The following is a 21,520-nucleotide window of genomic DNA, read 5'->3' on the forward strand; positions in this document are numbered from 1 at the left end:
CTGGAGGGACAGTTGAGCGTGAGGGAGCGCATGAGGATTTCAGAGCTCAGCCGACGGTCCGGGGTGCCGGCGGCGACCATCAAGTACTACCGACGGGAGGGGCTGCTCCCCGAGGGACGCGCGCTGAACCCGACCACGGTCGAGTACGACGAGGAGCACGTCCAGCGGCTGCGTCTGATCCGTTCCCTCATCCAGCTCGGCGGGCTGTCCGTCGCCCGCACCCGGGAAGTGCTCGAAGCCGTCGAGCGTCCGCTGGACGCGTTCGAGACCCTGGCGGTCGTCCACCACGCCCTGCCCGTTCCTTCCGCGGAGACGAGCGGGAAGGAAGGCGAGGACCGCGCGGGTGCCGCCGACGAGGCAGCATCCGGCGGAGCCGCCGCGAGGGTCGAGGCTCTCATCGAGAACATGGGCTGGCAGATCTCCGACGCGTCACCCCACCGCCCGGCACTCGCCGGAAGTCTCGCGGCGCTGAGTCGCCTCGGCACCGACTACACGGCCGACGACCTCATCCCCTACGCACGGCTCGCCACCTCCACCGCAGACCTGGATTTCGCGCAGCTCGAAGGGATCGAGGACCAGATCGCCCTCGCCGAGCGGGCGGTGGTCCTCAGTGTGCTGTTCGAGCCGGTCGTCAGGCTGCTGCGGCGCCTGGCCCAGGAGGACGCGAACCACCGTCGCCACCATCGCCGCGCGTGCGCGCAGGGGGAAGCAGCCGACGGAGTGAGTGCCCGGCGGGGTGCCGACGAATAGCAGGCACCCCGCTCGCAGGGTTCAGCCTGCGGTGACGGGGACCCGCTTGTCCGTCTCCGTCGGCATGTCGGTCTCCTTGATGCCGAACCGGTCGTAGAAGCGGGCCAGCGGGGCCGGAGCCCACCAGGCCGCTCTGCCCAGCAGTCTCATGACGGCCGTTCCCAGCAGGATGCGTACCACCAGCACGTCCGTCAGGACCGCGAACACCATGCCGACGCCGAAGAGCTTGATGGTCAGCACCTCGCTCATCCCGATCGCCGCGAGCGGCACGCACATCAGCAGCGCCGCACTCACGACCAGGCGGCCGATGGACTGCAGCCCGGTCGCCACGGCCTCCGTGCTGTCGCCTGACTTGTCGTACTGCTCCCGCATCCGGGACACCAGGAACACCTCGTAGTCCATGGAGAGTCCGAAGATCAGCGCGAACAGCATGATCGGCATGTTGGGCTCGATGTTGCCGGTCGGGTCAAAGCCGAGCAGGTTGTGCAGATGGCCGTCCTGGAAGATCCAGACCAGGACGCCGAAGGTCGCGGTCAGCGACAGCATGTTCATCGCGATGGCCTTCAGTGGCAGCAGCACCGAGCCGAACGCGAGGAACAGCAGGAGGTACGTCATCACCGCGATGTAGAGCAGCATCCACGGCAGGGTCTCGCCCAGTGCGTCCAGGGTGTCGTCGTACACCGCCGACTCGCCGCCGAAGTACGCCCGGGCGCCCGGCGGTTCGGGGACCTCCTTGAGCCGGTTCACCAGGTCGCGCGCGTGGGTCGAGACGGGATTGCCGTCGAACGTGACCGACACCCGGGCCGTGGTTCCCTCCACGCCGGTGATCCTGGCGCTCGTGGCGCCCTCGGTGGCGCCGAGCCGCTCGGCGTACGCCTTCAGCGCCGCGCCCTGCTCCTTCGAGGTCCCGTCGGACTTCAGCACGAGCAGCGAGTCGATGAACTTCACCGCGTCGCCGTCGAAGTCGTGCTCCATGGCGTTGAAGACCTGGCGGCCCTCGGAACTGCTCGGCAGCTGCTGCGCGTTGATGGATCCGAACTCGATCTTGGAGAACGGCAGGGCGAGTGTCAGCAGCAGGCCCACCGCGCCCACCACCACGACCCACCGCCGCCGCATCAGGCCGTGCCCGAACCGATACCAGGCGCCCTCGCCTGCCGCCGACCGCCCTGCCTTCTTGCGGCGCAGCGGGAAGGCGTTGACCTTCGGTCCCATGACGGCGAGCAGCGCGAGGAGCGCGACCAGCGAGAAGAGCACCGCCAGCAGGACCGCTGCCACACCGCCGTACGACATCGACTTCAGGAACGTCGACGGGAAGAGGGTCAGGCCGGCCAGCGCCGCCGCGACCGTGGTGCCGGAGACCATCACGGTGCGCCCGGCCGTGGCGAGGGTGCGCCCGATCGCCTCTTCGCCGGTGTAGCCGGCCTCCAGTTCCTCGCGGTAGCGGCTCACGATCAGCAGGCCGTAGTCGATGGCGACCGCGAGACCCAGGATCGTGACCAGGCTCATGGCGAACACGGACACGTCGGTGATGTTCGCGATGGTCCGCAGGACAGCCATCGACCCGAGGATGGAGAGCACGCCGACGAGCAGCGGGAGGAAGGCCGCGGTCAGACCGCCGAACACGACCAGCAGGAGCAGGAAGAGCACGGGAGCCGAGATGATCTCCGCGGTTCTCAGGTCACGTTCGATCTTCTCACTCGCCTGATGGCCGGTGGGCACCGTGCCGCCCTGCAGGGTCTCCAGGCCGGGTGCCGGAATCTTGTCCTTGACCGCCTCGTACGCGTCCTCCTTGGCCTTCTCACTGCTGCCGTGGAGGTTCAGGGCGACGTAGGTGGCGTGCCGGTCGTGACTCACCTGCGCCGGCATCTTGGTCGTCCAGAAGTCCAGGTAGCCGGTCACCTCCGACTTCGGCAGGGACTCCAACTGCCGGACGACCGCCCGCTGGAAGGACGGGTCGTCGACGGTGCGGTCCTTGTCGCGGTAGACGATCACCGCGTCGGGTGTCCGCTGCGGGAACGCCTTCTCGGCGATGTGGGCCGCACGCACACTGTCCGAGCCGGGGTCCTGGAAGCCGAGCGGTGTCAGAGAACCGAAGACTCCCGCACCGTAGGCCCCGGACAGGACGGCGAACAGCGCGGTCAGTATCAGCAGGGGCTTTCGCCTGCGGTGGAGCAGACGCCCGAATCTCTCAAACATGGATTCTCCTGGGTGGGTGCTGGATGGGTGCTGGGTGCTGGATGGGTGGGAAGTTGCTGTCGGCCGAGGCCGAGGACGGTCTCGAACAGCAGGTCGAGCTGCTGCTCCCGCAGGAAGTGACCGGTGTCGGAGACGGTCGGATGGCTCCACCCCTTCGCGCCCGGGATGTGCTCCTGGAAGACCTGCTCGAAGGCGCGCGTGATGTCCTCGTGCGCGGCGAAAGCGGTGAGGAACGGCTTTCGAAGGCTGTCGGTACCACCCAGGCGCGGCTCGGCATTGAGGCCGGCGGGTCGGTAGTGCCGAGCGCTACCCGGTGTGGGAACTGCCGCGCTCGGGGTCCACACGGAGAATCATAACAGTGTTTTTATTGCTCATCGCAAACCCGTCTACGCGCCACCTGACCCTGGACGTCAGCACAGCCAGTCACCCCAAAACGCACCCGCGGGGGCATTCATAACGGTGTTGCAATATGCTGGCTCCATGGCCAGGCTCAAGACACATGACGAAGCACTCCGGCTCCGGCTCCTGCACCGCGCCGCCGCCACGGTTTTCGACCGGGGTACGACCGCGCTGAGCCTGCGACAGCTCGCGGCGGACGCGAAGACCTCGACCACGGCGGTCTACTCGCTGTTCGGCAGCAAGGCCGGGCTGCTCAACAGCCTTTACCAGGAGGCCGCACACCTCTTCGCCCAGCGCCTGGCCACCGTCCGCCCGACGGACGACCCGGCCGGCGACGTGATCCGGATCGGATTGGCCTATCGCGAATACGCCGTGGCCAACCCGCACCTCTACGCGATCCTCTTCGCCGACCGCAGCGCCCAGTGCCCGTCCGACTCGGACAGGCCGCGCGAGGTCGTCGAGACGTACCGGCCCCTCGTTGACGCCGTGCGCCGCGGACAGCTCGCCGGGCAGTTCGGTCCCACGTCCGATCCCGAGGTCATCGCACTGTCGGTCTGGGGAATGGCCCACGGCCTGGTGTCCCTGGTGCTGTCCGGGAACGAGCCGCCGGAGCTCGCGGTCGCCGACTGCTTCGAGCGGTCGCTGCGGGCGTTGGTGACGGGGTGGCGGGACAGCGAGGAGCCGGTCGCCGGGCTCGCGCAGGTGACGTGATCCCGGCCAGGTCGCACCCCTCGGCTCGGGCTTGCGCGCGGAAACCGATCAGTTTACAGTGACGAAACTGATCGGTTTCTCGCTGTGAGGGCGAGTCCCGAACCCGAGTCCCCAGGAGTACGGATGACTGCCGCGCGCGACGCCGAGGGGCAACCGACGGTCCCCGCCCCGGCTCCCAGGCTTCCGGCGAAGCTGGCGGCCCACCCGTCGGTCCAGGCCGTACTCGCCCGGCGCAAGGCCGGTGACGCGGTGAGCCCACCGGCGGTGATCGACGCGGCCTGGCTGCGCGAGCTGTGTCTGACGGCCGGTGCGGACGACGCCGCCGCGGTCAGCCTGGACCACCCCGACCTGGCCGACGAGCGCGAGCACGCACGGTCCGCGCTGCCCGGCACCCGCACCCTGATCGCGCTGGCGTTCCGGATGAACCGCGACAACTGCCGCTCCCCCGCCCGTAGCGTGGCCAACCAGGAGTTCCACCAGACCGACGAGCAGGCCAACCACGCCGCCCGCAGCGTCACCCAGGCCCTGCAGGACGCCGGCCACCGCGCACTCAATCCGTCGGTCGCCTTCCCCCAGGAGATGGACCGCTTCCCCGGGCGGATCTGGGTCGTGGCGCACAAGACGGTCGCGGTGGCCGCCGGGCTCGGCGTGATGGGCCTGCACCGCAACGTCATCCACCCGAAGTTCGGCAGCTTCGTTCTGCTGGCCACCGTCCTGGTGGACGCGGAGGTGAGCGAGTACGGGCAGGCGCTGGACTACAACCGTTCCTGTGGACTGCGCGGGAGTGAGTCCGTTCAGCCGCGCGCCCCGAACGGTCTTGGGCGAGCTGGTCCCCGGCGTACTCGACCCCGGGTGGCGACACGCATCGTGTGCGTGGTCCGGGCCCGGGAGGCCAGTTCCCTCACGACCTGGCCAGTTGGGTACGGCCAGAGGCGACGGGGAGGCCCTGAACCATCCTCTGGTGGAGCAGGGGCCCCGCACGCTGACGCCGTACCCGGTGTCCCAGGTCGCACGATCACGTTAGCCCGATCAGCCCAGGGGATCGCAAGCCCGCCAGCGGACGATCACACGATCGAGCTAATTCGGCCTTGTGTGTACTCCTTGGTGAGCAGTTCAAACCGTCCTGCGACCGCTCCAGGACAAGAAGGAAACCCTCTACGTCCTGCCGGGCTCACACGCCCAGGAGTACGCCCAACGCCGCTTTCCCCACAAGCCCGTCAAGGTAGTCACCGGCGGCTGGCAGCCTCCGGCGAAACGCCCCGCGTCCCCCGACCGAGAGACACGTACGTCATGAGTGGCATTCACCCCTTCCGCGTCCTGCGCGCCAAGCCTCTGTGGATCGCGAACGGCGTCATCACAGGCGTACTCGCGCTGCTGTTCGCCGTGTTCTACGTCGGTGCGAACATCGATCCGGCCGATCACCTGACCAGACTGCCCGTCGGCCTGGTCAACGCCGACAAGGGAGCCGCTGTCGGCGGCAAGCAGGTCAACCTCGGGGCGCAGCTCACCGGGTCGATCAAGAAGTCGACCGCGAGCGGCGACAGGATCGACTGGAAGGTGATGGACGAGAAGGAGATGAAGGACGAGCTCGGCAAGGGCAAACTGTTCGGCGCGCTCGTCGTGCCCGCCGACTTCACCTCCTCCACCACCGCACTGACCCGCACCGCACCCACCGGGACCCCGGCCCGCCCGACCCTGACGGTGCTGACCAACCAGTCCGCCGGCAGCATCGGCTCCGGCCTGGCCCGAACGGCGACGACCCAGGCGGCCGAGAACGCCTCGCTCCAGGTGGGCAAGGAGCTGACCGCCCAGATCGGGACCGCGCAGGCGAAGCTGCCCGCCGCGGCACGCGTCCTGCTCACCGACCCGGCCGCCGTCACGGTCGAGGACGGCCACCCCCTCGACTCACACAGCGGCCTGGGCATGACGGCGTTCTACTACGCGCTCACCCTCGTGGTCGTCGGCATGCTCTCCGCCAACGTCATCAGCGGCCAGGTCGACCACGCCCTCGGCTACACCCACAACGACATGGGCCCCCTGCGCCTGCACCGCCCGCTGATCCGGGCGACCCGGGTACAGACCCTCACCATCAGCGGCACCCTCATGGCCGGTCTGTCCCTGCTGATGGGCACCCTGGTCATGGTCGGCGCGGTCGGCATCATGGGCATGGACGCCTCCCATCTGCCGCTGCTGTGGCTGTACTCGGTGTGCGCCGTCGCGGTCTCCGGGATCGGCGCGCTCACCCTCCTCGCGGTCTTCGGCACGCCCGGCATGCTGGTGGTCACGCTGGTCTTCATCGGGATGGCGGTACCCACGGCCGGCGCCACCACCCCCATCGAGGCGCTTCCCGGCTTCTACCGTTTCCTCTCGGAGTTCGAGCCCCTGCGGCAGATCACCGGCGGTATTCGCTCGATCCTCTACTACGACGCCCAGGCCGACGCGGGTCTGACGCGGGGCTGGGTCATGATGGCGGCAGGCCTCGTGGCGGCCGGACTGTTCGGCTTCGGTGTACTGGGGTGGTACGACCGCAAGGGACTGCACCGCATCCCGGCGGAGACGAAGCCCGAGAAGACCGCCGTCCCGGCGTAGCGGCAGGTCACCCAGGACGGTCCACTACTCGGAGTGGCCCCGGTGTGTGTCGCCCTGCCGGGGACGACAGGCGCGCACACCATCATGGCTCGGCGACGGTCTTCCCCCAGGCCGTCGCCGAGCCTCTGCACGGAACCCCAGGGAAACCGATCGGTTTTCATTTCGTCCGCTTCGGGTTAACCTCGCGGTATGACCACCGAAGTGAAACCAAGCCCCAGGGAGCGCCTGCTGGAGGCGGCGGCCACGCTCACCTACCGAGACGGCGTCAGCATCGGCGTCGAGGCGCTGTGCAAGGCGGCGGGGGTGTCGAAGCGCTCCATGTATCAGCTGTTCGAGAGCAAGGACGAACTGCTGGCGGCGAGCCTGGAGGAGCGTGCCGCTGCCTTCGCGGCGAGCCTCCTGCCCCCGGCGGACGATGGCCGATCGCCCCGAGAGCGGATCATGCACGTCTTCGCGCGCGTGGAGTCGCAGGCGGGTACGCCCGAGTTCCGAGGCTGCCGGTACCTGGCTGTGCAGATCGAGCTCAAGGATCAGACCCACCCCGCGAGCCGGGTGGCCCACCAGATCAAAGCGAACCTGACGGCCTTTTTCCGTGCCGAGGCCGAACGGGGTGGCGCGAGCGATCCCGACCTGCTGGCCCGGCAGCTCATCCTGGTCTTCGACGGCGCAAGCGCCCGCGCGGGAATTCAGGCCGACAACCTGACCGGACTCGTCGCACCCACGGTGACCACCCTGCTCGACGTGGCAGGAGTGCGCTGACGCATCACCCATCCAGAACACTCCCTCACCACCCGGCACCCGAGGGAAGCCCGATGACCGCAAGGGTGTTGCCGAGCATGCCGCAGGCGAAGAAGCTTGCGGTCTTGTCGGCATCAGCGCCCAGCGGCTGGTGCACGGTTTCCCAGATCCTCATCCAGCCGGCCCGGACGACCTCCCCGATCAGATCGTCGCCCTGCGCCACGGCGGCCGCCACGGTGACGTATCCCTGCATCTGCATCAGGAGCGTTTCGGGGCGCGTCGAGATCAACTGCGCGTAAGCGTTCGTCATGGCCTGAAGAACCCGCTCGCCGCCCTCCACACCGTCGGCCGCCCCATCGAAAGCCAGGCGGGTGTCTTCCATGCTCCGCATCAAAGCGGCGACGAAGATCGCCTTCTTGTCCGGGAACAGCCGGAAGAGATACGGCTGCGTGACGCCGACCCGCTTGGCGATTGCCGCGGTGGTGGTGCCGTGGTAGCCGGTGATCGCGAACTCGGCGATGGCCGCGCGGATGACGCTCTCCCGCCTCTCCAGCGCACTGGTCCTGCCCATGACGTCATTCTCCCGGCCTGAACTTGCACGCTGAAACCGATCGGTTTACTGTAGCGGAAACCGATCGGTTTCGAGTGAGTGCGGGAGTCCATGATGACGACAGATCTGCCGGTGGCCCTCGTGACGGGTGCGTCATCCGGCATCGGGAAGGAAACCGCGCTCGCCCTGGTCGCAGCCGGATTCAACGTGGTCGGCACCAGCCGCGACACCTCACGCGTCACCCCGCTCAGCGGTGTGACGTTCCTCGACCTCGATGTGGTCAGCGACACCTCGGTCACCGCAGCGGTCCGGGAGGTGAGCGAGCGGTTCGGGCGGATCGACGTCCTGGTCAACAACGCCGGAATCGGGTCACTGGGTGCGGCCGAGGAAACCTCCCTCGAGCAGGCCCAGGGCGTCTTCGACACCAACGTCTTCGGGGTCATGCGCATGGTGAACGAGGTCCTGCCGTACATGCGCGGCCAGGGGCGCGGGCGCATCATCAACCTCTCGTCCGTGGTCGGATTCGTGCCCCAGCCCTACATGGCCGTCTACGCCGCCTCCAAGCACGCGGTCGAGGGCTACACCGAGTCCCTGGACCACGAGGTCCGTGACCACGGCATCCGGGCGCTTCTCGTCGAACCCGCCTACACCAACACCGGATTCGAGACCAACAGCGCGCGGCCCGGCACACCCCTGCATGCCTACGAGAAGCAGCGGCAGACCGTCGACCGCGTGATGGCAGAGGCGATCAGGGACGGCGACGACCCCACCGTGGTCGCCCGGGCGGTCGTCGCGGCAGCCACCGACGCGAAGCCGAAACTGCGCTACGCCGCCGGCCCCACGGCTGGACGCGCACGCCTGCTCCGCTTCGTTCCCGCCTGGGCCTTCGACCGGCAGATCCGCAAGATGAACCAGCTGGCCGGCTGACGCGCAGGCCCTGCCTGGGCTCTCCGAAGAGCTGCCCCACCCCCACCAGACAGAGGACATCTCGATGCCAGAGCGCAACCCCATCCTGATCACCGGTGCCGCCGGCGAGATCGGTGGTGTGAGCCGGACGATGGTCGACATGCTGCTCGAACAAGGGCACCCGGTGCGCGCGTTCGTGCGCCAGGACGACGAACGCGCGCACTCGCTCCGCCAGGCAGGGGCCGAGGTCTTCGTCGGTGACCTGCTCACCATCGCCGACGTGACCGCCGCGCTGAAGGGCGTCCGGCGCATCTACTTCAGCATGAGCCTGTCGCCGTACTACACCGACGCCGTCAGCCTGATGGCCGCGGCGGCGCGGGCCCAGGGCGACATCGAGGTGTTCGTCAACATCTCCGAGTACGAGCAGTCGTTCATGACGTTCGACAAGATGACCGCGCCGGAGGAGGAACGGCGCGCGTGGCTCGGCGGACTCATCGCCAACTGGTCGCCGCAGCAGCGTGCCCACTGGGTCGCCGAGCAGGTGCTGGACTGGTCCGGCCTCCCGACCGTCAACATCCGCGGAGCCATGTTCGTCGAGAACCCCCTGATGACCTGGCTGGCACTGGAGCCGCTGAGCAAGGGTGAGTTGCGCCTGCCCTTCGGCGACCACCGACTAGCACCCGTCGCGGGGTACGACGTGGCGGAGCTGTGCGCGAAGATCCTGACCGGCCCGGTGCCGCACATCTCGAAGGCCTACGACCTCAACGGCCCGGAGCTGAAGGACATGCACGGATTCGCCGAGGACTACGCGGCCGTACTGGGACGCCCGGTCACCTACGTCCCTGAAGACGTCGAAACCTGGAACGAGACCTACGTCGACACCGCCCTGGCCGCGTTCCCGCACACCGCGGAGCACCTGAAGACCCTGACCCGGCTGATGGGCGGCGGCGGATATCGCGGTGCCACCGACCAGCTGGAAACCCTGCTCGGACGCCCGCCGAAGACCGTGCGCTGGGCGTTGGAGAACCACCCACGCATCCGGAAGCTGGCGGCTGCCTGAGCGGCTGAGGGGCCCGGGCAGAGCGAGAACACCACACCGGGGCCCGCGGACTGAACACGAGTGGAGGCCGCCTCGACCCGCGCTCGGCGATCAACGCCGAGGCGGCCTCCCGGCAGTCGCACCCGTCAAGGGCGCGTGCAGCAAGGCCGGCCACTCAGCCATTCGGCTAGCGCGCTCCTGCCAAGAGTCTGGCAGCTCGAGGTCGCGAACCCGATCCGAGCAACAACGGGCCCTGTTGCCGCTGCGCCAAGCACCCCGCTACATGTTGATCATGTGCCCGGCCAGGCCGTGGACCGCTTCCTTGACCGCCTCGCCCAGGGTGGGGTGGGCGTGCACGTTGCGGGCGACCTCGTGGACGGTGAGGTCCCACTGCTGGGCCAGGGTCAGCTCGGGGAGCAGTTCGGTGACGTCCGGGCCGATGAGGTGGGCGCCGAGGAGCTCGCCGTACCTGGCGTCGCTGATCAGCTTCACGAAGCCGGTCGCATCACCGAGGCCGTGGGCCTTGGCGTTCGCGGTGAACGGGAACTTGGCGACCTGGACGTCGTACCCCTTCTCCCTCGCCTGCGCCTCGGTGTAGCCGAAGCTGGCGATCTGGGGCTGGCAGTAGGTGGCGCGCGGGATCATCGCGTAGTCCAGCTCCATCGTCTCCGCGTCCGCGAGCGTCTCGGCGGCGATCACGCCCATCGCCTCGGCGGCGTGCGCGAGCATCAGCTTCGCGGTGACGTCACCGATGGCATAGATGTGCGGGACGGAGGTGCGGCAGCGGCCGTCCACGTCGATCGCGCCGCGCTCGGTAACGGTCACGCCGGTGTTCTCCAGGCCGTAGCCGGTGACGTTCGGCGCGAACCCGATCGCCTGGAGGACCTTGTCGGCCTCCAGGACCTGCTGAGCGCCGTCCTTGCCGGTGACCGTGACACGGACCTGCGGACCGGACTCGTCGATCGACTCGACACGCGTCGAGGTGAGGACGTCGATGCCCAACTTCCGGTACTGCTTGGCGAGTTCGGCGGAGACCTCGGCATCCTCCAGCGGCGCGACCCGGTCCAGGAACTCGACGACGGTGACCTTCACACCATAGTTGTGCAGCACGTAGGCGAACTCGATGCCGATCGCGCCGGCACCCGCGATCACGATGGACTGCGGCAGGTCCTCGGCCAGGATCTGCTCCTCGAACGTCACCACCCGGGAGGTACGGCGGGTACCCGGCAGCAGCCTCGGGGTGGCGCCGGTGGCGATGATGCAGTCATCGAAGCCGATGGTGCGGATGTTGCCGTCGTAGTCGGCGACCTGAAGCGTGTGCGGGTCGAGGAACGTGCCGCGGCCGCTGATCTCCGTGATCTTGTTCTTCTTCATCAGGTAGTGGACGCCCTTGACCCGGCCGTCCGCGACCTTCCGGCTGCGGCGGAAGGCCTCCCCGTAGTCGAAGGAGACCTCACCCTCGACCTTGATGCCGAAGGTCTTCGCCTCGCGCGTGAAGATGTGCGCCAGCTCGGCGTTGCGCAGCAGGGCCTTGGTGGGGATACAGCCCACGTTCAGACAGACACCGCCCCAGTACTTCTCCTCCACCACCGCGACGCTCTTGCCCAGTTGGGCGGCTCGGATGGCGGCGACGTATCCGCCGGGGCCCGCGCCGAGTACGACGACGTCGAAACGCTCACCCTGCTCGTCCATGGACGGTTCCTTTCCGCTGGGGCGGCCGGCTCCTCACGAGGGGCCGGCTCGCTCCCGATCGAACAATCTGTTCATCAACTCAACAACGGTGACTCCCGCCACCGCCGGCCGCAGGGCAACCGCAGGCAGTCCCCAGGACGTCCGATTCAGCGCCCGGTCGCCGTGATCGATGCCCGCGCAGTAATCATCGACTGCGGGCCGAGACCTCGGCGACTTCGTGTACTCCGGCCTCGGCGGCACCGTGCCCGAGGGGCTCGAGCCCGAAGGCGGCGACGGGTCCGTGCACGCCGGGTTTGAGGACGGCGTCCGGTGCCGCCGCGTGGACGGCGCCCCAGGCCAGCAGAGATCCCGTCATCTCGTACGGATCCGGCCCGGTGAGAACCGTCCTGGCCAGGGGGCGACCGTGGCCGTCGCGGGCGACGGCGATCACCAGGGAACGGCCGTCGGGGTCCGGTTCACGGTGCGATCCAGGGAGCCGCTCGGACCACCGTGCCAACGCGGCCCGCACCTTCGCCGACCGCAGCAAGGGCGCCTGGAGTGCGGCGGCGATCTGTATCGGACGGGTCCACCGCCCGAGCCACCCCAGCCCCACCTCGACGCTCTCCAACCGGGGGAAGACCGCCGGCAGTCCGAGATGCTCCGTGCCCGGGACGGTCATGGCCGAACGTTTCACACCGGCGTAGCGGAAAGTGCGGACACGCTTGGCGGCACGTTCGTCGACCAGACGGGAAGGACCCCCGGGATGTGTAGGGCGGTACGCGAACCCGTCCTCGGCCGCCGCGGCGACCAGCGTCTGCCGTGTGCCTGCCGTGGTCAGGGTGTAGGAGTCGCGCAGGGTGCTCCGGTAGAGCAGTTCGTCCCCGCGTCCCGAGCGCGTGATGAAGTAGCCGATCTCGACATGGCGTGCGCGCTCGCCCGCCTTGTCCAGAGCCAGCGCCCCGGCGAGGTTGCCCGGTACGTAGTCGTAGCCGAACGCGGGCACGAGGGTCGCTCCCCGGGCGGCCGCGACGGAGTCCAGCTCATGGAGGACGCGGCGGGCGAAGGGCCCCTCCCCCGTGGAGTCGAAGTAGTGGGCCCCTGCCCGTGCGGCAGCCGTGACCGTGGCCATACCGAGCTGCATGAACGGCCCGACGGTGGAGAGGACCACGTCGCTGGGCTCCAGGAGACGCGTGAGGTCGGCCGCCGAGGTGACATCGACCTCGGCCACCGCCAGTTCCGCCTCGAAGCGGTCGGCCAGGGCCAGCATCCTGGTCCGACTTCGCCCGACCAAGGTCGGCTTCTCACCTCGCGCGAGCAGTTTCCCGAGCACTCGCTGCCCGGTGTACCCCGTCGCGCCCAGCAACACGATCCTGCGCTTTTCCACGGCTCCGCCTGCCTTCCGGAGGGCAGATCATGACGACCATCGATTGACCCTGAGTCATTCATTGACTTGAGGTCATTGAATATACGATGGCACACATGAGAGGGCCAAACCGACGACAGATGTATGCGGAGCAGACTCGCGCGGACCTGGTGGCGGCCGCGCGCAAACTGTTCGTCGACAACGGGTTCGCGGACACGTCGGTCGAGGCCATCACCGGGGCGGCACTGGTGAGCAAGGGCACCTTCTACCACCACTTCCCGGACAAGAAGGCGATGTTCGCCGAGCTCTACACGGAGCTGATTCAGAAGGTCGGGGACCTGGGCGACACAACGTCCGAGGCAATCCGTGCCGCGCCGGACGAGCCCGCCATGACCGCGGTGGCCAACCTCACGCACGCCTTCCTACGGCGGACCATCGACGGCCCGCTGCACCGTGAGCTGATGGCCCAGGCGCCCTCGGTCCTGGGAGAGCAGTACCGGCGCATCAACGAAACCGTCGCCCAGCCGCCGATCGAACGGCTGCTGACCGTTCTGGCCGAACGCGGCGACCTGCAACCGGACGTTCCCGTCGCTACTGTCGCCCGGCTGCTGTTGGCCGGTCTGTGCGAGGGCAACCAGATCATCGCCGCCGCGACGGATCGGGAGGAGGCCCTGACCAGGACGTTCCGCGCGATCACCCTCCTGATGTCGGGCCTGGCGGCCGACGGCATCAGCGCCCGCGGTTGACCTGAACCGGGGCCCCGTCGACGGCGTCGGCGCGTAGCAGCCCTCCGCGGCCGGCATGGCCTGTCGCTACCGTGCCGCCTCGTCCTCGACGTCGCGGACCAGGTCGATGGCCCGGCCCAGGGTCGCGAGCCGGGCGTCGAGGGTCTCGCCAGCGGGGTAGAAACGAACGGTGTCGACACCGGCGTCGCGCCACACGCGCAGCCGCTCGCGCACCATGTCCTCGGTTCCGATCAGCGTGGTCGCCAGCACCATCTCGTCGGTGACCAGGTCGGCCGCGCCGTCGCGGTCCCCGGCCTGCCAACGTGTCCGGACCTCGGCCGCCACCTCGGTCCATCCCTGGCGGCTGTAGGCGTTGTTGTAGAAGTTGGTGGTCGCGGAGCCCATGCCGCCGAGGCTGAAGGCCAGCTCCTTCTTGCGACCGGCCACCATCGTGCGCAGCGCGTCCTCGTCGTCCGCGAAGGCGACCTCAGCGCCCTGGCAGATGTCCAGGTCTGAGCGGCTGCGGCCGGCGGCAGCGAGGCCCCGGTCCAGGTGGTCGAAGTACGCCCCCTTGGCGCCCTCGGGTACGAAACTGGTGCCCAGCCAGCCGTCGGCGATCTCACCGGTCAGGTGCAGCATCTTCGGCGAGAGGGTCGCCAGGTAGACCGGGATGTCGTACTCGGCGCGCATCGACAGACGCATGGGCTTCGCCTCGCCGGGCAGCGGGATCTGGAACTCCCGCCCGGTATAGGAGATCTTGTCGCCCGAGGCGGCCTGTCGCACGATCGCGACGGTCTCGCGCATCCGTGACAGCGGCCGGTCGAAGGGCACACCGTGCAGTCCTTCGATCACCTGTGGTCCGGAGGGGCCCAGACCGAGGAGGAAGCGTCCCTGGGAAATCTGCGACAGGGTGATCGCGGCGCGGGCGATGGCCATCGGCGTGCGGGTGCCGAGCTGGATGATTCCCGATCCGAGAAGCATGCGCTCCGTCTTCGCGGCGAGGTAACCCAGCGGCGAGGGCGCCTCGGAGCCCCACGCCTCCGCCACCCAGCAGATGTCCAGACCGAGCTTCTCCGCCTCGGTGACGTAGTCGACGATCTCCCGCCAATCGGCCCCGGAGGCTTCGATCGTGGTGGAGGTACGCATCAGAGACTCGCCTCGCCCAAAGTCCCGGCACTCTCGGCCAGCTTCTTGATCCCCTCGATGGTGACGATCATGTTGGTCTCGAACTCCCGCATACGGACGAAGACGATCTTCTGCTCCTTCTCCGGCATGCGGTCGATGGCGAAGGAGAGACCTGAGCGGGCGGGCCCCATCTGCATCCATTCCCGCAGCAGAGTGCCGCCGTCCTGCGGCTCCAACGTGAACCGCCAGATCGCCGTCGGGTTCAGCGGGTCCTCTACCGCCCAGGCGAGCCTCCTCGACGGCTCGTACTCGACGATGTGGGACGTGGTGGCCCACTCCCCCAAGGACTCATGCCTGCTCCGGCCGACGAATCGGGCTCCCACGGCAGGGCCGCCCCTGCCGTCCAGCCATTCGACCGACTGCAGCTCGGCACTCAAACGCGGCATCAGCTCGATGTCGGACACCACCGTCCACACCTGTGCCGGTGGAGCGGCGATCCAGGTGTGGACCTCGACCGTCGGTTTGTCCGCATAGCGCGCACCCGTCCACTCCATGATCCGGTGGCCTCCCTGCCCCTACCGAAAACCCACATACGAGCAACTGACCAGTAAAGTTGCGTAGATAGACTTACTTGTCAAGGGCGAGCGCGGGCACCGCCGAACTACTGAGTCAGCCCGCGAAACGCTCCCGCACATCCGGCCGCTCGGCCAGCTGCGGTGGATAGCCGGGGCCCATCCGGGCGCGGGTGTTGTCCGCGGTCATCGGCTCACCGCAGGCGGCGCACACCACCTCGGCATGGGTCTCATGCCCACACACATCGTGATGCATGACCACCGGCGGGCCCGCTTCACCGGCCAGCCAGCGGTCTCCCCAGCGATTCATCACCAGAAGCACGCCGTAGAAGTCGCGCCCCTTCTCGGTGAGCACGTAGTCGTACCGAACCGGCTCCGTCTGGTACGGCCGCTTCTCCAGCAGCCCCTCCTCCACCAGACGACGCAGCCGGTCCGTGAGCGTATTGCGGGCGATCCCCAGCGACTCCTGGAACGCGTCGAACCGCCGGATCCCGTAGAACGCCTCACGCAGCACCAACGGCGTCCACCAGTCCCCGAGCAGGTCCATGGTCCGCGCGATCGAGCAGGGCCACTGCGCAAAGGATGTCCGCCTCATGACTGCCAGCATAGGTTCGTCCAGTCGTGAGACCCAGCAGGTAACTCGAGCAGCGGCCGGTGCGCGGTCTCTTGTGTTCCATCAATAACGAAGTTATGTTGCCGCCATGAAACGTGACTTGCAGGGCAGAAAGCTGGTTGTCACCGGAGGGGCACGCGGCATCGGGGAGAAGGTGGCCCGCCTGGCCGCCGCCCGAGGAGCTCGTGTGACCGTGATCGGACTGGAACCCGATCGGTTGCGCGACCTCGCCGCCGACCTGGGCCCCGCCGCCGCCTGGCGCGAGGCCGACGTGCGTGACGGCGCGGCTCTACGGTCGGCGATCGATGAAGCCGCGGAGATCATGGGCGGCATCGACCTCGTCGTCGCCAACGCCGGGGTCGTGGCGTACGGGACGGTGCGCCAGACGGACGAGGCGTCGTTCGAACGGGTCATGGACATCAACCTGAACGGCGTCTTCCGCACCCTCAAGTACGCGACGCCCCATCTGGAGCGCAGCCGGGGTCACGTGCTGGTCGTGGCGTCCGCGCTGTCGTTCATGCCGCTGGCCGCGATGGCCTCGTACGGCGCGAGCAAGGCGGCGGCCGAGCTGCTCGCCCTGACCTATCGCCAGGAGGTGGCACATCTCGGGGTCACGGTCGGCCTGGTGCACCCCTCCTGGATCGACACGGACCTCGTCCGGGGCGCCGAGGCGGACCTCCCCTCGTTCCAGGGCCTGCGCCGACGGCTGCCCTATCCGGGCAACGTCACCACGAGCGCCGACCGGGCTGCCGCCGCGATCGTCGACGGGCTCGTGCGCCGCCGCAGCCGCGTGTACGTCCCGCGCGCGGTTGCCGTGGCCAACTGGGCGAAGGGAGCGCTGAACTCGCCGCTGGCCTGGCCCTGGGCGCGACGCTTCGCGGCCCGGGCGGTTCCGTCCCTCGAACGGGAGGTCGCGGCGCTGGGAAGGCATAACCAGCTCACGCCGGGTACCCATGCCCGTGGTGCGGGGACCAGGTCGTCCTAGCCGCCCGCGGGACTGCACCCAACCGCCCGGCTTCTCACTCGCCTTGGAGGATGGAGTCGTACAGGCGCGCGCCGGCCTCGTGCGAGGCCTCGGCACGTTCTCGCTTGTCACCCAACCCGACAGAGAAGTTAACGCCCATCGGCAGGAGCACCTGCATCACGGCGTCATCGAACTCGACGAAATGCTCGGCCAGTTCAAGGGTGATGTAACCGTGCACGAAACTCCACAACTGGGCGGCCATGACCTCGGGTTCCTGCCGCTCGACCCTGCCTGAGTGCACGAGCCGTTCGCAGGCCGCAGTGACATGAGCGTGGGCTTCGCGAAAGGCCGGGGAATGCCCGCTCAGGCGAAGGTCCGCATCCGACAGAGGCCGGTAAGTCGCCCGAGTGGACAGCCCGAACATCAGGTCGTAGAGGTGAGGGTTCTCGCGGGCCAGCCGACGACAGGTCAAGGCCATGGCGAAGAGATCCGCGATCGGGTCCTCCGTCACCGGCACCTGGGCGAACGCCCTGCCGAGTTCCTTGAACCCGTGGTCGGCAACAGCGCTCATCAGCTCGGGGATCCCGCCGAAGTGGCTGTAGACCACCATGGTCGACAGTCCGCTCGCGGAAGCCACCGTGCGCGCCTTCACGGCAGACGGCCCCTGCTCGGCCAGCAGACCGATGGCCGCCCGCACAAGCCGTTCCGGTGCATCGTCAAGCCTCGCCCGCCCTGCCATGTCTCGCACGCCTCCAGCATTGACACGCTCAAAATAACTTGGTTATGTAATTCTTCACGGCAATAGTACACATCGCACGTGACGTGCCGTCCCGGATACACGCGTCCGTCCTTGGACGCGTCATCACGCGCTGTTCCAGTCTCGTGCCGCCTGTGCGGACACAGCCCGTTGGGGCGAAAACCGACCCCATCGCCGCGACACGCATCCGCAGCTGTCCCACGCACTTCCCACCCCCATGAACTCAGCACGGGAGCAGATTCATGCCGTACAAAGACAAGGGCCATCTGGAGATCGAAGATCGCGGAGCCGTCCTGATCGTCCGGGTCGACGGCGGCCGGCATCAGGAGTTCGGCCTCGACATCGCCCATCAGCTGGACAAGCTGGTAGCCCGTGCCGACCGCGATCCGGGCATCTGTGCGGTCGTCTTCACGGGGGCGCACCCCGAGCGGTTCGTCAGCCATGCCGCGCTGCGGTGGCTGCAGGAAGAGGGCGCCGCGAGCCCTACGGTCGGCCGACGCGGTGCCGCCGCCGTCGTACGCGCGGCGAAGCACGTGGACCGGTCCCGTCTCCTCGGGCCCGTGATGCGCAGGACCCCGATGCGGGGAGCCCTCCAACTGGAGCGTCTGCACACGACCTTCCTCCGGATGAACGCCAGCGGTGTCCTCTTCGTCGCCGCCCTCAACGGTTCGGCTCTCGGCCTCGGCGCCGAGTTCGCCTGGGCGTGCGATCTGCGCGTCATGGCCGACGGGGACTACTTCATCGGCCAGCCGGAAATCCTCCTCGGCATCATCCCGGGCGGAGGCGGCACCCAGCGGCTGACCCGCCTGATCGGCACCCACCGGTCCCTGGCCGCGATCCTCGAAGGCAAGCCGTTCACACCCGCGGAGGCTCTCGCCAACGGGGCGGTCGACCAGGTCGTCCCGCAGCACAAGGTGCTCGCGCAGGCGGTCGAACTCGCGGAACGCTTCGGCAAGCGGCCGAAGGGTTCGGTGGCGGCTGCCAAGAGGTCGGTGTACTTCGGCGGCTCGATGCCGCTGGAGGACGGCCTGCACGTCGAACGCGCCGAGTTCTTCACCAGAGTCATGTCGAAGGAGGGGCAGGAACTGATGCTCAACTACATGGAGACGACGGACGCCACCGGTGAGCTCCCCCTCTACCGGCCGGACACCTACGCGCAGGCGCTCGCCTCGGGCAGTGTGCCCGGGCACCGCTCGACCAAGACGAAGCGGCGGTGAGCCGGCGATGACCACCGCGCACTCCTTCACCCGTCACGACATCACGTTCCCCGCCGGCGACAGCACCTGTGCCGGGTGGTTCTACCTCCCCACGGGCGTCACCTCCCCGCCCGTCGTCGTCCTCGGGCACGGCCTGGGCGCCACCCGTGAAATGCGCCTGGACGCCTTCGCCGAGCGTTTCGCGCAGGCCGGCATCGCCGCCGTGGCCTTCACCTACCGGCACTTCGGCGACAGCGGCGGCCACCCGCGCCAGCTTCTGTCGATCAAGCGTCAGCTCGTCGACTGGGATGCCGCCCTCGCCTACGTCCAGGCCCGCCATGACGTCGACCGCTCCCGTGTCGCGGTCTGGGGCAGCTCCTTCGGCGGCGGCCACGCCATCACCGTCGCCTCACGCCATCCCGAACTGCGCGCGGCCGTGGCCCAGTGCCCGTTCACCGACGGTCTCGCCTCCGCGCTCGCACTGGGCCCGCTCGCCTCACTCAGGATGACTCCCGTGCTCGCCCGGGATCTGGCGACGAGGGTCCGAGGCAGGGCGCCCGCGATGGTTCCCATCGCCGCCGCCCCCGGTTCACCGGCGCTCATGAACGCCCCGGACGCACTGCCCGGATACCAGGCGCTGCAGCCGCCCGGGACAACGTTCCGCAACGAGGTGGCGGCACGGGTGATCCCGACCATCGCCGCCTACCGGCCCGGGCGTGCGGCGAAGAAGGTCACCATGCCGATCCTCTTCTGCGTCAGCAACACCGACTCGGTCACACCCCCCGCCCAGACCCTCCGGTACGCGGGCACCGCGCCCCGGGGAGAGATCAAGAGGTACGACGCCGGCCACTTCGACTTCTACACCGGCGAGACCTTCGAGCAACTGGTGCGCGACCAGATCGAGTTCCTCACCCGCCAGCTGCACCCGGCACCAGCCGCATCGACTCCCTGACCGGATCGCATCACACCGAGACAGGTACGCCTCGCCATGAACTTCGCTTCTCTGCCCGACCGCCGCGCCGAGCTCGACCCCCACGGGGCCGCGGTCTCCGACGGGCACCAGTCCCTCACCAACACGCAGCTGCTGAGCCGGGTCCGCATGGCAGCGCGTCAGCTCCAGGACCACGGAATCGGTCCCGGTGACGTCGTCGCCCTCAAGCTGACGAACCGCGTCGAGTTCGTCGTCCTGCTCTTCGCCGCCTGGCGGCTCGGCGCCACCATCACACCGGTCAACCCGAGCATGACCGACGTCGAAGTGGTCCGACAGCTCAAGGACTCCGGTGCGCGCCTGCTGGTGGTCGAGGACGACGGGGCGGTAGTGGCGCCCGGTATCGCCGTACTCGGCGTCGGCGAACTGTACGAAGGAGGGGTAGAGCCGGATCAGGCACCGCTTCTGAACCCGGCCACGCTGGCCCTGCTCATCTACACCAGCGGTACGACCGGGGTGCCCAAGGGCGTGATGCTCGACCACGCCAACATCGACGCCATGGTGGAGATGGGGCGCCAGGCGTTGGAGGTCGGGCCGGCCGACCGGTGCCTGCTGATCCTGCCGCTCTTCCACGTCAACGGCATCGTGGTCAGCGTCCTTCTGCCGTTGCTCGTGGGCGCGAGCGTCGTCATCGCGGGCCGGTTCGATCCCCGTACCTTCTTCGATCTCGTCGAGCAGGAGCGCCCCAGCTTCTTCAGCGCGGTGCCGACGATCTACAGCATGCTCGCGGCACTCCCGGACCACGTCCGGCCCGACACATCGTCGCTGCGGTTCGGCGTCTGCGGCGCCGCCCCCGCCTCCGCCGAGCTGCTGACCCGGTTCGAGGCCCGGTACGGGTTCCCGCTCGTCGAGGGATACGGCCAGTCCGAAGGGACCTGCGGTTCCACCATCAACCCCGTCGCCGGCCCCCGACGCGCCGGAACCGTGGGGCTCCCGTTCCCCGGACAGGAGATCCGGATCCTCGACACCGACGGCACCGAAATGGCGCCGGGCATGGACGGTGAAGTCGTCGTCAGGGGCCCCAACGTGATGCGTGGGTATCTCGGCCGTCCGGACGAAACGGCCCGCGTCATCGTCGACGGCTGGTTGCACACGGGCGATGTGGGCCACCTCGACTCCGAGGGCTATCTGACTCTGGTCGGGCGCTCGAAAGACATGATCATCCGGGGCGGGGAGAACATCTACCCCAAGGAGATCGAGGACGTGCTGGCGGGCGACCCATCGGTGCTCGAGGCCGCCGTGATCGGCGTACCCGACGAGAAGTGGGGAGAGGTGGTCGTCGCCTACGTCCAGCCGCGACCGGGGGCGACCGTCGATCCGTCGGCCCTGAAAGCCCTCTGTGCGCGCAGCCTCACCGGCTACAAGCGCCCGACCGCGTTCTTCGTGGTGGAAGCCATCGCGAAGAACGCGGTCGGCAAGATCGACAAGACCTCGTTGCGTGCCGGCCACGCAGCCCTCTCTGCCCGGTCCTGATCAACGTGGTTCCAGAGCGGCCCACAGCGTCCCGAACTTCACCGGTCAGGAGCGAGTAGACCGCTGCCGCTCTCGTCGAAGACCCTGTGGAACCTGCCCGTCACACGTTCGGACATCCTGGCCTTCACGGCCAGCGAAGAGCTGGACCTCCAGCCGGCCTTCGTCCGTGAGGTCGGCGGCCGGCGCGCCGAGCGC

General features: G+C 68.6%; 20 protein-coding genes. 11 read left to right on the forward strand and 9 right to left on the reverse strand.

What is annotated here, in order from left to right:
• The first annotated feature begins 30 nt into the window (after positions 1-30).
• Positions 31-750, forward strand: a complete 720-nt coding sequence (locus tag IG08_RS0145370) for a MerR family transcriptional regulator (protein ID WP_063757835.1) — start codon at positions 31-33, stop codon at positions 748-750.
• Between the two features lie 21 nt (positions 751-771).
• Here the strand turns inward: IG08_RS0145370 and IG08_RS0145375 are convergent, their stop codons facing one another.
• Together IG08_RS0145375 and IG08_RS60390 are read right to left on the reverse strand one after the other, a co-directional pair.
• Complete coding sequence (locus IG08_RS0145375; RefSeq protein ID WP_030617957.1) at positions 772-2,946, reverse strand: MMPL family transporter; 2,175 nt, start codon at positions 2,944-2,946, stop codon at positions 772-774.
• Positions 2,895-3,290, reverse strand: a complete 396-nt coding sequence (locus IG08_RS60390) for an alpha/beta hydrolase family protein (protein ID WP_158812357.1) — start codon at positions 3,288-3,290, stop codon at positions 2,895-2,897. Before IG08_RS60390 ends, IG08_RS0145375 begins: the two co-directional genes overlap by 52 nt.
• A gap of 136 nt (positions 3,291-3,426) precedes the next feature.
• Here IG08_RS60390 and IG08_RS0145380 point away from each other — a divergent pair, with 136 nt between their 5' ends.
• The 3 genes from IG08_RS0145380 (at position 3,427) to IG08_RS0145395 (ending at position 7,404) form a co-directional block, all read left to right on the forward strand.
• Positions 3,427-4,056 (forward strand): TetR/AcrR family transcriptional regulator, encoded by a 630-nt coding sequence (locus IG08_RS0145380; protein ID WP_043456767.1) that lies wholly within the window; start codon positions 3,427-3,429, stop codon positions 4,054-4,056.
• Between the two features lie 1,290 nt (positions 4,057-5,346).
• Positions 5,347-6,645 (forward strand): SNG1 family protein, encoded by a 1,299-nt coding sequence (locus IG08_RS0145390; protein ID WP_030617965.1) that lies wholly within the window; start codon positions 5,347-5,349, stop codon positions 6,643-6,645.
• Between the two features lie 189 nt (positions 6,646-6,834).
• Entirely contained in the window at positions 6,835-7,404 is a 570-nt protein-coding gene (locus IG08_RS0145395; protein WP_030617967.1) for a TetR/AcrR family transcriptional regulator, read from the forward strand.
• Positions 7,405-7,429: 25 nt separating this feature from the next.
• Here IG08_RS0145395 and IG08_RS0145400 read toward each other — a convergent pair whose 3' ends face one another.
• A complete protein-coding gene (locus tag IG08_RS0145400; RefSeq protein ID WP_043456771.1) occupies positions 7,430-7,954 on the reverse strand; it encodes a TetR/AcrR family transcriptional regulator in 525 nt (174 codons plus the stop codon).
• A 93-nt stretch (positions 7,955-8,047) separates the two neighbouring features.
• Between IG08_RS0145400 and IG08_RS0145405 the strand changes: the two genes are divergently transcribed.
• Positions 8,048-8,860 (forward strand): oxidoreductase, encoded by an 813-nt coding sequence (locus tag IG08_RS0145405; protein ID WP_199821063.1) that lies wholly within the window; start codon positions 8,048-8,050, stop codon positions 8,858-8,860.
• 64 nt (positions 8,861-8,924) lie between these two features.
• Positions 8,925-9,899, forward strand: a complete 975-nt coding sequence (locus tag IG08_RS0145410) for an NmrA family NAD(P)-binding protein (protein WP_030617977.1) — start codon at positions 8,925-8,927, stop codon at positions 9,897-9,899.
• A 258-nt stretch (positions 9,900-10,157) separates the two neighbouring features.
• Here IG08_RS0145410 and lpdA read toward each other — a convergent pair whose 3' ends face one another.
• Entirely contained in the window at positions 10,158-11,570 is a 1,413-nt protein-coding gene (gene lpdA, locus IG08_RS0145415) for a dihydrolipoyl dehydrogenase (RefSeq protein WP_030617979.1), read from the reverse strand.
• Between the two features lie 184 nt (positions 11,571-11,754).
• Entirely contained in the window at positions 11,755-12,933 is a 1,179-nt protein-coding gene (locus IG08_RS0145420; protein ID WP_030617982.1) for a saccharopine dehydrogenase NADP-binding domain-containing protein, read from the reverse strand.
• Between the two features lie 95 nt (positions 12,934-13,028).
• On the opposite strand from IG08_RS0145420, the gene IG08_RS0145425 reads away from it, so the two are divergent.
• Positions 13,029-13,658, forward strand: coding sequence for a TetR/AcrR family transcriptional regulator (locus IG08_RS0145425; protein ID WP_158812358.1), 630 nt, complete (start codon positions 13,029-13,031; stop codon positions 13,656-13,658).
• 66 nt (positions 13,659-13,724) lie between these two features.
• Here the strand turns inward: IG08_RS0145425 and IG08_RS0145430 are convergent, their stop codons facing one another.
• The 3 genes from IG08_RS0145430 to IG08_RS0145440 form a co-directional block, all read right to left on the reverse strand.
• Entirely contained in the window at positions 13,725-14,783 is a 1,059-nt protein-coding gene (locus IG08_RS0145430; RefSeq protein ID WP_030617986.1) for an LLM class flavin-dependent oxidoreductase, read from the reverse strand.
• Positions 14,783-15,316, reverse strand: coding sequence for an SRPBCC family protein (locus IG08_RS0145435; RefSeq protein ID WP_030617988.1), 534 nt, complete (start codon positions 15,314-15,316; stop codon positions 14,783-14,785). Before IG08_RS0145435 ends, IG08_RS0145430 begins: the two co-directional genes overlap by 1 nt.
• 115 nt (positions 15,317-15,431) lie before the next feature.
• On the reverse strand, positions 15,432-15,929 hold the full coding sequence (locus tag IG08_RS0145440) for a winged helix-turn-helix transcriptional regulator (RefSeq protein ID WP_030617990.1): 498 nt from the start codon (positions 15,927-15,929) through the stop codon (positions 15,432-15,434).
• 106 nt (positions 15,930-16,035) lie between these two features.
• Here IG08_RS0145440 and IG08_RS0145445 point away from each other — a divergent pair, with 106 nt between their 5' ends.
• A complete protein-coding gene (locus IG08_RS0145445) occupies positions 16,036-16,932 on the forward strand; it encodes a short-chain dehydrogenase/reductase (RefSeq protein WP_030617993.1) in 897 nt (298 codons plus the stop codon).
• A 34-nt stretch (positions 16,933-16,966) separates the two neighbouring features.
• Here IG08_RS0145445 and IG08_RS0145450 read toward each other — a convergent pair whose 3' ends face one another.
• Entirely contained in the window at positions 16,967-17,650 is a 684-nt protein-coding gene (locus tag IG08_RS0145450) for a TetR/AcrR family transcriptional regulator (protein WP_030617996.1), read from the reverse strand.
• 260 nt (positions 17,651-17,910) lie between these two features.
• On the opposite strand from IG08_RS0145450, the gene IG08_RS61885 reads away from it, so the two are divergent.
• From IG08_RS61885 to IG08_RS0145465, 3 genes are read left to right on the forward strand one after another with little or no spacing between them, the layout of a single operon-like run.
• Positions 17,911-18,885 carry an enoyl-CoA hydratase/isomerase family protein gene (locus tag IG08_RS61885; protein WP_030618000.1) on the forward strand — a complete coding sequence of 325 codons (975 nt, stop codon included), beginning with the start codon at positions 17,911-17,913 and terminating at the stop codon, positions 18,883-18,885.
• A gap of 7 nt (positions 18,886-18,892) precedes the next feature.
• Entirely contained in the window at positions 18,893-19,816 is a 924-nt protein-coding gene (locus tag IG08_RS0145460; RefSeq protein ID WP_030618003.1) for an alpha/beta hydrolase, read from the forward strand.
• A 36-nt stretch (positions 19,817-19,852) separates the two neighbouring features.
• A complete protein-coding gene (locus tag IG08_RS0145465; protein ID WP_030618006.1) occupies positions 19,853-21,325 on the forward strand; it encodes a class I adenylate-forming enzyme family protein in 1,473 nt (490 codons plus the stop codon).
• Positions 21,326-21,520 lie beyond the last annotated feature (195 nt).

Origin of the sequence: Streptomyces fulvoviolaceus, from assembly GCF_000718165.1 — a bacterium.
GTDB classification, from domain to species: domain Bacteria; phylum Actinomycetota; class Actinomycetes; order Streptomycetales; family Streptomycetaceae; genus Streptomyces; species Streptomyces fulvoviolaceus.